This window comes from Micromonospora sp. URMC 105 (genome assembly GCF_051386295.1).
In the GTDB taxonomy this organism is placed as follows: Bacteria; Actinomycetota; Actinomycetes; order Mycobacteriales; family Micromonosporaceae; genus Micromonospora.
On the sequence record NZ_JBPQTL010000141.1, the window covers coordinates 1 to 10,784 of the forward strand.

General features: G+C 73.6%; 9 protein-coding genes and 2 pseudogenes. 9 read left to right on the top strand and 2 right to left on the bottom strand.

Annotation, left to right across the window (positions count from 1 at the left end):
* Nucleotides 1-722: 722 nt before the first annotated feature.
* Together ACSNN7_RS27280 and ACSNN7_RS27285 are read left to right on the top strand one after the other, a co-directional pair.
* A complete protein-coding gene (locus tag ACSNN7_RS27280) occupies nt 723-2,291 on the top strand; it encodes an MFS transporter (RefSeq protein ID WP_436683892.1) in 1,569 nt (522 codons plus the stop codon).
* 11 nt (nt 2,292-2,302) lie between these two features.
* The gene (locus tag ACSNN7_RS27285; RefSeq protein ID WP_436683893.1) at nt 2,303-2,911 is read left to right on the top strand and encodes a TetR/AcrR family transcriptional regulator; all 609 of its coding nucleotides are present in this window, start codon (nt 2,303-2,305) and stop codon (nt 2,909-2,911) included.
* Between the two features lie 10 nt (nt 2,912-2,921).
* Here ACSNN7_RS27285 and ACSNN7_RS27290 read toward each other — a convergent pair whose 3' ends face one another.
* A complete protein-coding gene (locus ACSNN7_RS27290) occupies nt 2,922-4,841 on the bottom strand; it encodes a helix-turn-helix domain-containing protein (protein ID WP_436683895.1) in 1,920 nt (639 codons plus the stop codon).
* A gap of 14 nt (nt 4,842-4,855) precedes the next feature.
* Nucleotides 4,856-5,638, bottom strand: a complete 783-nt coding sequence (locus ACSNN7_RS27295; protein WP_436683897.1) for a 3-hydroxybutyrate dehydrogenase — start codon at nt 5,636-5,638, stop codon at nt 4,856-4,858.
* A 191-nt stretch (nt 5,639-5,829) separates the two neighbouring features.
* Between ACSNN7_RS27295 and ACSNN7_RS27300 the strand changes: the two genes are divergently transcribed.
* The 7 genes and pseudogenes from ACSNN7_RS27300 to ACSNN7_RS27330 form a co-directional block, all read left to right on the top strand.
* Nucleotides 5,830-6,147, top strand: a complete 318-nt coding sequence (locus tag ACSNN7_RS27300) for a DUF1905 domain-containing protein (RefSeq protein ID WP_436683898.1) — start codon at nt 5,830-5,832, stop codon at nt 6,145-6,147.
* 123 nt (nt 6,148-6,270) lie between these two features.
* Nucleotides 6,271-6,798, top strand: coding sequence for a crossover junction endodeoxyribonuclease RuvC (gene ruvC / locus ACSNN7_RS27305; protein ID WP_436683899.1), 528 nt, complete (start codon nt 6,271-6,273; stop codon nt 6,796-6,798).
* The gene (gene ruvA / locus ACSNN7_RS27310) at nt 6,795-7,397 is read left to right on the top strand and encodes a Holliday junction branch migration protein RuvA (RefSeq protein ID WP_334455367.1); all 603 of its coding nucleotides are present in this window, start codon (nt 6,795-6,797) and stop codon (nt 7,395-7,397) included. Before ruvC ends, ruvA begins: the two co-directional genes overlap by 4 nt.
* A pseudogene (locus tag ACSNN7_RS27315) lies at nt 7,394-7,594 on the top strand (Holliday junction branch migration DNA helicase RuvB); the annotation flags it as partial. The gene ruvA and the pseudogene ACSNN7_RS27315, both read left to right, overlap by 4 nt.
* Nucleotides 7,595-7,702: 108 nt before the next feature.
* Nucleotides 7,703-9,466: a Holliday junction branch migration DNA helicase RuvB gene (ruvB, locus tag ACSNN7_RS27320; protein ID WP_436683902.1), complete on the top strand. Its 1,764-nt coding sequence runs from the start codon at nt 7,703-7,705 to the stop codon at nt 9,464-9,466.
* 120 nt (nt 9,467-9,586) lie between these two features.
* Complete coding sequence (gene yajC, locus ACSNN7_RS27325; protein WP_436683901.1) at nt 9,587-9,955, top strand: preprotein translocase subunit YajC; 369 nt, start codon at nt 9,587-9,589, stop codon at nt 9,953-9,955.
* 227 nt (nt 9,956-10,182) lie between these two features.
* A pseudogene (locus ACSNN7_RS27330) lies at nt 10,183-10,784 on the top strand (protein translocase subunit SecD); the annotation flags it as partial.

Sequence of the window (10,784 nt, forward strand, 5' to 3'; positions counted from 1 at the left end):
GCTCCAATGCGGGGGTCGGCACCACCGCCTCGACCGGGGGGTCGAGCGGGTGCAAGCACCACAACAAGGGCGCTCAATTCACAAGGGAAAAGTCATTGCCCGGCAGGTCATCGGGAGCCGGGGGGCTCACGGCGCCGGGGTTCAGGTGTAACGACCGGCGGCCCGTCGTCATTCCGGGGCTGCGCACCCCGTCATCGAACCGGGGCGGGAGGCTGCTGCTGCGGTCGTCCAGGTGATGTAACGACCCGCTTCCCGCCCCCATTCCCGGGGGCTCGCATCCCCGTCGGCCAGGCCAGCGGGGCTCGCTGCTGCGGTCGTCCAGGTGATGTAACGACCCCGGCCCCGTCGCCATTCCGCCCCCGGGGTGCCGCCGGTCAGGCGACGTTCCGCCCATTCCAGGCCGTAGTCCGACATCTGGCAACCCCGGGGCCGGGCGCCCGCCCGCAGCGCGGAATCCCGGGGGCCGACGGTGCCGAACCGGACAACGGCCCCAGCCGGGTCGAACCGGAGCTCGGCGGGGCGCAGGAGCGGCACCGACCAGCCGAACGCGGGCGGCCGCGAGGCGCGACGGCACGGTGGCACGGCGAGACCGGCGGCGTGACCGCCGACACATACGATACGACTCGGTTCCGTATCGAAACTCGAAGCTCTACGCTCAGCGCATTACGAGTCTGGTTCGTATCGTATTTGCGGCACGGGAGCCGGGGGGAGAGAGCGGACACATGGAACCGCACGAGAACACGGGACACCCGAGGCGGTGGGCGATCCTCGCGGTGCTGGTGATCAGCCTGCTCGTCGTCGTCCTCGACAACACCATCCTCAACGTCGCGCTGCGTACCCTCGCCGACCCGGTGCACGGTCTCGGCGCCAGCCAGGGCGAGCTGGAGTGGTCGATCAACTCCTACACGCTGGTCTTCGCCGGGCTGCTCTTCACCTTCGGCGTGCTCGGTGACCGCTTCGGCCGCCGCCGCTTCCTGATGATCGGGCTCGCGCTGTTCGGCCTGGCGTCGCTGCTCTCGGCGTACGCGCAGGATCCCGGCCAGTTGATCGCGGCCCGCGCGCTGATGGGTGTCGGCGGCGCGGCGATCATGCCGGTGACCCTGTCGATCATCTCCAACGTCTTCGACCCCCGGGAACGGGGCCGGGCGATCGGCGTCTGGGCCGGTGCGGTCGGCCTCGCCGTGGCGATCGGCCCGATCCTGGGCGGCGCCCTGCTGGAGCACTACTGGTGGGGCTCGGTCTTCCTGATCAACGTTCCGGTGGTGGTGGCCGGCGTGGTCCTGGTGGCCCTGCTGGTGCCGGAGTCCCGCGATCCGCAGCCGGGCCGGGTGGACCTGCTCGGCGTCCTGCTGTCGGTGGTGGGTCTGGTCGCGCTGACCTACGGCATCATTGACGGCGGCGAGCACGGCTTCGACCGGCCGGTGGTGTGGGCGTCCGTCGCCGGTGGCCTGGCGGTACTGGCCTGGTTCGTCGCCCACGAGCGGCGCAGCGACCACCCGTCGCTGGACGTCCGGCTGTTCCGGGTGCCCCGCTTCGCCGCCCCGGTGGCCATCGTCGGGCTGGTCTTCTTCGCCGCGATGGGCGTCATGTTCTTCAGCTCCTTCTACCTCCAGCTGGTCCGCGGCTACAGCCCGCTGGAGACCGGCCTGCTCTTCCTGCCCTTCGCCGGCGCCCAGCTGATCTTCGCCCCGCGCAGCGCCGCCATGGTCCGCCGCTACGGCGGCAAGGCGGTCGCGGTGGTCGGGCTGACGCTGACCGTGGTGGCGCTGGGCGCGTTCGCCTTCGTCGACGCGAGCACGCCGATCTGGGTGGTCCTGGTCTTCTTCTTCCTCCAGGGCGCCGGGATGGCCAACATCATGCCGCCGGCCACCGAGTCGATCATGTCGGCGCTGCCCCGGGAGAAGGCCGGTGTGGGCTCGGCCGTCAGCAACACGGTGCGGCAGGTCGCCGGCGCGCTCGGCGTGGCCGTGCTCGGCTCGGTGCTCTCCGCGGTCTACCGCGAGGACGTCGCCTCGGCGGTCGACGGCCTTCCCGCCCCGGCCCGTGACGCCGCCAACGAGTCCATCTCCGGCGCGTACGCGGCGGCGGGTCAGCTCGGGCCGGCGGCGCCGAAGCTGATCGCGGCGGCCAACGACTCGTTCGTCTCGGCCATGCACTGGGCGGCGGCGCTCTCCGCGGTGGTGGCCGCCCTCGGCATCCTCATCGTGCTGCGCTGGATGCCCGGCCGGACCGCCGAGGTGCCCACCGCCCCGCCGGTGGTGGGCGAACGGGAGTTGGCCGGAACGGCATAGGCTCGGGGATAATGTCCGACATGACTTCCACCGCAGACGCTCCGCGGTCGCCCGGGCGACCGCGGAGCGTCCGCGCGGACGAGGCCATCATCGAGGCCACGCTCGACCTGCTCGCCGAGGGCAGCACCATCGAGGCGCTGTCGATCGAGGCGATCGCCTCCCGCGCCGGAGTCGGCAAGGCCACCATCTACCGGCGCTGGCCGGGCAAGGACGCGCTGCTGCTCGACGCGCTGCGCCGGCTCAAGGGGATCCTGCCGCAGCCGGCCGGGCACTCCGTCCGCGACGACCTGGTGCTGCTGGTCGGCGCGGTCGGGCACAACATCGACCCCCGCGCCGTGAAGATCATGCCCTGCCTGGTGCCCGAGGTGAACCGCAGCCCGGACCACTTCCAGCTCTACCAGAACATCATCGAGCCCCGCCGGCAGCTGATGCGCGACGTGCTGCGGCGCGGGATCCGCACCGGCGAGCTCCGCGCGGACCTCGACGTCGAGGTGACGATGGCGCTGCTCACCGGGCCGATGCTGGTGCAGCGGATGCTGCGCTGGCACCCCGAACTGGACGACAAGATCCTTCCCGAGCGGATCGTCGACGGCGTGCTGGAGGGCATCCGGGCCCGCTGAGGGCGCCCACTCAGCTCGCGGGCGCGCGCAGCCGGTGCAGGCGCAGCGCCAGCTGCACCTCCAGCGCCCGCTCCGGCTTCTGCCAGTCCGCGCCGAGCAGCTGCCCGACCCGCTCCAGCCGCTGGGTGACCGTGTTGACGTGCACGTGCAGCTGCTCGGCGGCCCGGGCCAGGCTGCCGCCCACCCCGAAGTACGCCTCCAACGTCCGCACCAGCGCGGTGCCGCGCCGCGCGTCGTAGTCGAGCACCGGCCCCACCGTCGCGGTCAGGAACCGGGCGACGTCCCGTTCACCCTGGTCGCCGACCGTGCCGAGGAGCAGCCCGACGAAACCCAGCTCGGCGGTGCTCGCCCCCTCGCCGGCCCGGCCGAGCGCGCCGAGCGCGGTGAGGCAGCGGTCCGCCTCGGTGAACGTGGCGGCCAGCGCCGACGGCCCGGACGCCGGGCCGCTCGCCCCGGCGGTCACCGGCCGGCCGGTCACCCTCGACAGGTCCCGGGCCACCGCGCGGGCACTGCCGCCGGCGTCCCGGCCGGGCAGCATCAGCACCACCCGCCCGTCGCGCGCCGCCGCCAGGCCACCCCGGGTCGAGGCGTACGTGGTGGCCCAGGAGAGCACCCGCAGCCGGGCCGACCCGGTCGCGGCGATCGCGTCGTCGCCGACCGCCACCAGCACGTGCGGCGCGTCCAGGTCGACCCCGAGCCGGCGGGCCCGGTTGCGCAGCGCGTCGGTGTCCCGCAGCGGCCGGGCGATCAGGTCGTCGAGCAGCTCGCCGCGGACCCGTCCCTCCGCCTCGGCGACCGTGCGGCGGAACAGCAGCAGCAGCGCCGTCACCAGCGCGGCCCGTTCCAGGATGCGCTGGTCGGCGTCGACCAGGTCGTCGTCCGGGCGCAGCACCAGCGCGCCCAGGTTCTCCGCGCCGGCGACCACCGCGGCGTACCAGAGGGGGCCGCGGCGGACGCTGCGCCCCTCGGTCCGCGACGCGGCCACCGCCTCCACCATGTCCGCCCGGTCCGGCTCCTCGATCTCGCCGACCCGGGCCAGCAGCCGTCCTTCCGAGTCCAGCGCCAGCAGCGCCCCGCCGAGCACCTCGGTGACCGCCGCCGCCACGTCCTCCACCCCGCCGCCGCGCAGCACCAGCGCCGTCATCCGGTCGTGCGCGGCGGCGGCCCGCTCCACCGAGCTGCTGTGCGCCCGGATGGTGGTGTTGGCCGCGGAGAGCTCCTCCAGCGCCGAGCGGGTCTCGGCGAGCAGCCGCGCGGTGTCGATCGCCACCGCGGCGTGCGCGGCCAGCGACACCAGCAGGGCCACCTCCTCGCGCACGAACGGCCGGGCCGAGCGGTTGGCGGCGTAGAGGACGCCGATCGAGGTCGAGCCGAGCCGCAGCGGCACCCCGAGGATCGCCACCAGCCCCTCCTCACCCACCCCGGCGTCGATCTCGCCGGTGTGGTGGAAGCGGTCGTCCTCCGGGTAGTTGGCCGTGACGTAGGGGGCGCCGGACTGGGCCACCAGGCCGCCGAGGCCGGCGCCCATCGGGAGCCGCAGCCGCTGGAACCGGGCCGAGACCGAGCCGTCGGTGACCCGCATGTAGGTGTCGCCGCGCTCGTCGTCGTTGAGGGTCATGTAGGCGACGTCGGCGCCGAGCAGGTGCCGGGCCCGGTGCACGATGGCCCGCAGCACGTCGTCCAGGTCGCGCAGCCCGGCCAGGTCGCTGACCGTGTCGTACAGCCCGGAGAGCTCGGTCTCCCGGCGGCGGCGGCGTTCCAGCAGCGCGCGGACGCGCAGCGCCACCGTCTTGGCCTGTTCCAGTTCGGCGAGCCGGTCGGCGGGCAGTCCGGCGGCCCGGGCGGCGACCAGCGGGCCCTCGAACTCGACCGCCGCCGCCTCCCGGGCGAGCAGCTCCAGAAACTCGACCGGCGACGACATGACGCTCATTGTGCGGGCAGCCACTAGTTGGCCGTCCAGCCCCCGTCGAGGGCGATCGAGGCGCCGGTGATGAAGGCCGCCGGCGGCGAGCAGAGGTACGCCAGCAGTTCGGCGACCTCGTCCGGCTCGATCAGCCGCTTGATCGCCGCCCGGGCCAGCATGATCTTCTCGATCACCTCCTCCTCGCCGATGCCGTGGGTGGCCGCCTGGTCGGCGACCTGGCTCTCCACCAGCGCGGTCCGCACGTACGCCGGGTTGATGCAGTTGGCGGTGACCCCGTGCGCGGCGCCCTCCAGGGCGACGACCTTGGACAGCCCCTCCAGGGCGTGCTTGGCCGACACGTACGCCGCCTTGTACGGCGAGGCGCGCAGCCCGTGCACGGAGGAGATGTTGACGATGCGACCCCAGCCCCGGGCGTACATGTGCGGCAGCGCCCGCCGGATGATCTGGAACGGCGCCTCCACCATCACCCGGTGCAGGTGGGAGAAGCGCTCGGTGGGGAAGTCCTGCACCGGCGCGACGTGCTGGAGCCCGGCGTTGTTGACCACGATGTCGACGTCGGTGTCGAGCCGGTCCACGGCCGCCAGGTCCGCCAGGTCGACCCCCTCGGCGCGGGCGCCGGCCTCGACGGCGACCGCCTTGGCCGCGTCCAGGTTGCGGTCCACCACCAGCACCTTCGCGCCGGCCTCCGCCAGGCGCAGGGCACACGCCCGGCCGATGCCACTGCCACCACCGGTCACCAGGGCGCTACGACCGGAGAGGTCGACGTGTACGACGTGGGGGACCGCCACGGGTTCTGCCGTCATGGCGCAAGAAGTTACGAGCTATGTGGCCGGCGGCACATGGGGCGGCGACACATACTCGCCCCCCGTTCTGTGTGGGCGTACCGGCATCGGCCCTACGCCGGTCTGTGGCGGGCGGGACTGTCGGTGGTGCGTGGCACGGTGACGACGTCCGGCCGGCCACTCCTGGCCGTCCCGGGCGGCGGGAGGTGGCAGTGACGACAGGCGTGCCGCCGGGCGGCCCCGACCAGGTCCCGGCCGGTGGGGCCGGCTTCTCGGCGGCGCTGGTCCGCTGGCCGGGCGCCGGCGGATGGGTCTTCGCCCCGGTGCCCGAGGAGCACGCGCCCGGCACCGCTGGTCCGTTCGGCCGGGTCCCGGTGACCGCCACCGTGGACGGTCGCATCTGGTCCACCAGCATCTGGCGGGACCGGGCGGCCGGCTGGCTGCTGGCGGTGCCGGCGCGGATCCGGGCCGGCAAGGACGACGGCGACGTGGTCAGCGTCGTCGTGCAGGTCGACCACGCCCGGCTGTAGCGGCGTGGTGGGGAACACGCGTCGCCGCGACGGCACGGCGGCGTGTCCCCCCGGGTGCCGTGCCGGGCCGACCAGTAGGGTGTCGAACACACGTACTGCTGGCGGCTTGGGGGAGGAGGCGGCGTGCGCGTGCTCGGCGTCGACCCGGGGCTGACCCGGTGCGGAGTCGGCGTGGTCGAGGGCGTGCCGGGGCGGCCCTGCACCCTGATCGCCTACTACGTCGTCTACACCGACCCGGCCGACGACCTGCCGCTGCGCCTGCTGCACCTGGACCGGTCGCTCACCGACCTGGTCGCCGAGCACCGGCCGGACGCCGTCGCCGTCGAGCGGGTCTTCAGCCAGCACAACGTCCGCACGGTGATGGGCACCGCCCAGGCCAGCGGGATCGCCGTGCTCGCCGGGGCGCGCGCCGGGCTGCCGGTGCAGACGTACACGCCGAGCGAGGTGAAGGCGGCCGTGACCGGTTCCGGTCAGGCCGACAAGCGGCAGATGACGGCCATGGTGACCCGGCTGCTGCGGCTGCCCGAGCCGCCGAAGCCGGCCGACGCCGCCGACGCCCTGGCCCTGGCCATCTGTCACGTGTGGCGGGGCGGCACCCGGTCGAAGCTGGCCGCCGCCGCCGACCGGGTCCGACGAGGAGGAGCACGATGATCGCCAGCGTGCGCGGCACGGTGACCGCGACCGGTCCGGACCACGCGGTGGTGGAGGTGGGCGGCATCGGCCTGGCGGTGCAGTGCGCCCCGGGCACGCTCGCCGACCTGCGGGTCGGTCAGCCGGCCCGGCTCGCCACCAGCCTGGTCGTCCGGGAGGACTCGCTCACCCTCTACGGCTTCGCCGACGACGACGCCAAGCAGCTGTTCGAGCTGCTTCAGACGGCCAGCGGGGTGGGGCCCCGGCTGGCCCAGGCGGTGCTCGCCGTGCACACCCCGGACGCGGTCCGCAAGGCCATCGCCAACGCCGACACCGCCGCGCTGACCCGGGTGCCGGGCATCGGCAAGAAGGGCGCGGAACGGCTGGTTCTGGAGCTGCGCGACCGGATCGGCCCGGTGCCGGTCGGCGCCGACGGCGCGGCCGGGGTCACCGCCGGCGCCTGGCCGGAGCAGGTCCGCCAGGCGCTGGTCGGGCTGGGCTGGACGGCCGGGCAGGCCGACCAGGCGGTGGCGGCGGTCGCGGAGACCGTCGACGGACCCACCCCGCCGGTGCCGGTCCTGCTGAAGCAGGCCATCCGACTGCTGGGCCGGACCCGATGAGCGGCGACGGTCTGGTCTCGGCGTACGTCAACGACGCCGAGCTGGACGCGGAGGCCAGCGTCCGGCCGAAGCGGCTGGCGGAGTTCATCGCCCAGCACCGGGTCCGCGACCAGCTCGACCTGCTGCTGCAGGGCGCGATGCGGCGCGGCTCCCCGCCCGACCACATCCTGTTGTCAGGCCCGCCTGGCCTCGGAAAGCCCGTCTCGGTCGACGCCCTGGTGCTGCTGGAGGACGGGTCGCGGCGGCGGCTGGGGGACATCGCGGAGGGGGACCGCGTGATCACCCGCACCGGAGAAGGCGCGACGGTGACCGCCGTCCACGAGCAGGGCGAGTTGGACTCGGTCCGGATCCAGACCGCCAGCGGCCGGGAGGTGGTCGCCGCACCTGACCACCCGTTCTGGACGCCGGACGGGTGGGTGAAGGCCGGAGACCTGACGGCGCAGGACTACGTCGCCAACGTGCTGTGTCCGGAGCTCGTCTCGGACGGCACCGAGGAGGTCGACGAGTTCAAGCTCGCCGGCTACCTCATCGGGGACGGCTGCACGACCAATCAGGTGACCTTCACCGGCGGCGACGAGGACGTGCTCGCCGACTTCCGGTCGACGTGTGACCGCCTCGGCTACACCCACAACACGAGGCCCAACAGCGCCCGGAGTTCGCTCATCAGGATCTCGGGACTCCGGCCGTGGCTGGCCGAGCACGGGCTCCTCGACAAGAACGCCTGGCAGAAGCGCGTACCCGAGTTCGTCTACCGCGGCGACAGCTGGCAGGTGGCAGCCTTTCTGGGGGCGTACTTCGCCTGCGACGGCAGTGTCAGCCGGCGCGGACGTGACCGCTACGACCTCGTCGTCGAGTACTACAGCGTCTCGCGGGGGCTGCTCGCGGACGTGCAGCATCTCCTGCTGCGGTTGGGCATCCAGTCCCGGCTCAAGCTCAAGCGTGGCCGCTGTCAGGGCCGGCCCCACGAGTCGTGGCGACTCAGCATCACCAGCCAGGACGACGTGGCGCGGTTCGTGCAGCGGGTCACGGTGATCGGTGAGCGGGGCACGCGGCTCGCCGAGTGGGCGCCACGCCGCGACCGCTTCGAGGAGCGGCTGGCGGCCGACCGGGTGGTCTCGGTCGAGCGGGCCGGCTTGCACGAGTGCCGGTGCCTGACCGTCGACGGCGACCACACCTTCACCGTGAACGACTTCGTCGTGCACAACACGACGCTCGCCAACATCGTCGCCGCCGAACTGGGCGCCGGCATCCGGGTGACCAGCGGTCCGGCCATCGAGCGCTCCGGCGACCTGGCGGCCATCCTGACCAGCCTCGCCGAGGGCGACGTGCTCTTCATCGACGAGATCCACCGGATCGCCAAGCCGGCCGAGGAGCTGCTCTACAGCGCGATGGAGGACTTCCGGGTCGACGTGGTGGTCGGCAAGGGGCCCGGCGCGACCGCGATCCCGCTGGACGTGGAGCCGTTCACCCTGGTCGGCGCGACCACCCGGTCCGGGCTGCTGACCGGCCCGATGCGCGACCGGTTCGGCTTCGTGGCGCACCTGGACTTCTACGCCCCGGCCGACCTGGAGGCGCTGCTGCACCGTTCGGCGCGGATCCTCGGCGTGCCGATCACCGACGACGGGGCGATCGAGATCGCCGGCCGGTCGCGGGGCACCCCCCGGATCGCCAACCGGCTGCTGCGCCGGGTCCGGGACTTCGCCGAGGTCCGGGCCGAGGGTGTGGTCACCCTGGAGACCGCCCAGGCGGCCCTGACCGTGTACGACGTGGACGCGCTCGGCCTGGACCGGCTGGACCGGGCGGTGCTGACCGCCCTGGTCGACTCGTTCCGGGGTGGCCCGGTCGGGCTCTCCACCCTGGCCGTGGCGGTGGGGGAGCAGCCGGACACCGTCGAGGAGGTCTGCGAGCCGTTCCTGGTCCGGGCCGGTCTGCTCGCCCGCACGCCGCGCGGGCGGGTCGCCACCGAGGCGGCCTGGCGTCATCTGGGCCGTACGCCACCAAATGGTACATTTGGCACCGACACCACTTCCGTGCCCGATCTGTTCTCCGCCGCACCGGATCAGCCGTGATGTGAACGTGATCTGTACCGCATTCGGCGTTCCCAGGTGCAGGGATTAGACTCGCCGCGGTCTGTACAGGACGTGAGAATCCGCCTCCGCTCCGGCACCCTCGTGCCGAGCCGGGGGCCAATGGGAAGGTCACACACCGTGGTTTACGCAGCAGCGGGCGGCGGGGGAGCCGGCGGTCTCACGCCGATCCTCATGATCGCCCTGCTCTTCGGCGTCATGTACTTCATGATGATCCGCCCGCAGCAGAAGCGGCGGCGCGAAGCCGAGGCCATGCAGTCCGCGCTGGCCCCGGGTGACGAGGTCGTCACCATCGGCGGGCTCTACGGCACGGTCACCGGTGTGGACGACGACACCGTGCTGCTCGAGGTCGCCCCGGGCGTCCAGACCCGCTACGCCCGGCCGGCCATCGCCCGGGTGGTCAACCAGGCCCCGCGCACCGAGTCGACCGAGCCGGTCACCGAGGACGCGGCGGACGCCGTCAAGGAGTAGAACGCCCCGCCCGCCCTTCCCTGGGAGCGGCGGGCGGACCGTGACAACTGAACAGGTGGGTCGACGCCCGACGCCGGCACGCGCCCCCGACCGACGCCCCCGCGTCGGTGGCGGTACGCCGTGCCGACGGGCGGGCGCCGGCCCCGCAGAGCACGTCGGCTCGGACCCCGGGCCCGACATCGCCGCCCCCACCGGCGGCGCGACCGTTACAGGGAGACAGGACAGCCGTGGCACCACCTCAGGGACAGATGCGCCCCGGGCGGCAGCTCGCCGTACTCGGGCTCATCTTCGTCGTCCTCTATCTTTTGGTGTTCTTCTCGGGCGGCGCCAGCGGCGGCTGGAAGGACCGGCTGGAGCCGCGGCTCGGCCTGGACCTGATCGGCGGCACCCGGCTCACGCTGGAGGCCACCAACAGCCTCGACGGCAAGCCCCCGACCTCGGAGAATCTCGAAGAGGCGCGCCAGATCATCGAGAGCCGGGTCAACGCCTACGGCGTGGCCGAGGCCGAGGTGGTCACCGAGGGCAACCGGAACATCGTCATCTCCCTGCCCGGTCAGAACCGTGAGCTGACCGACGTCGGCAGCGCCGCCGAGCTGCGCTTCCGCAAGGTGCTCAAGGCGGCGGACGGCAGCGGCGCGGTCGCCGCCCCGGCGGCGACCCCGGCCCCCTCCGGCAGCGCCGCCCCGGTGCCGTCGGGCAGCGCGTCGCCGAAGCCGTCGGGGAGCGCGTCCCCGAAGCCGTCGGGCAGCGCCGCACCCAAGGTGACCTCGTCGCCGAGCGCCGGCGGTCAGGGTGGCGGTGCCCCCGCCCCGAGCGCCAGCGCGACTCC

Coding starts and splice junctions, on each gene's coding strand:
- ACSNN7_RS27295 (WP_436683897.1), bottom strand. CDS start 5,638: ATGACGGCAGAACCCGTGGCGGTCCCCCACGTCGTACACGTCGACCTC.
- yajC (WP_436683901.1), top strand. CDS start 9,587: ATGGGAAGGTCACACACCGTGGTTTACGCAGCAGCGGGCGGCGGGGGA.
- ACSNN7_RS27285 (WP_436683893.1), top strand. CDS start 2,303: ATGTCCGACATGACTTCCACCGCAGACGCTCCGCGGTCGCCCGGGCGA.
- ruvA (WP_334455367.1), top strand. CDS start 6,795: ATGATCGCCAGCGTGCGCGGCACGGTGACCGCGACCGGTCCGGACCAC.
- ACSNN7_RS27290 (WP_436683895.1), bottom strand. CDS start 4,841: ATGAGCGTCATGTCGTCGCCGGTCGAGTTTCTGGAGCTGCTCGCCCGG.
- ACSNN7_RS27280 (WP_436683892.1), top strand. CDS start 723: ATGGAACCGCACGAGAACACGGGACACCCGAGGCGGTGGGCGATCCTC.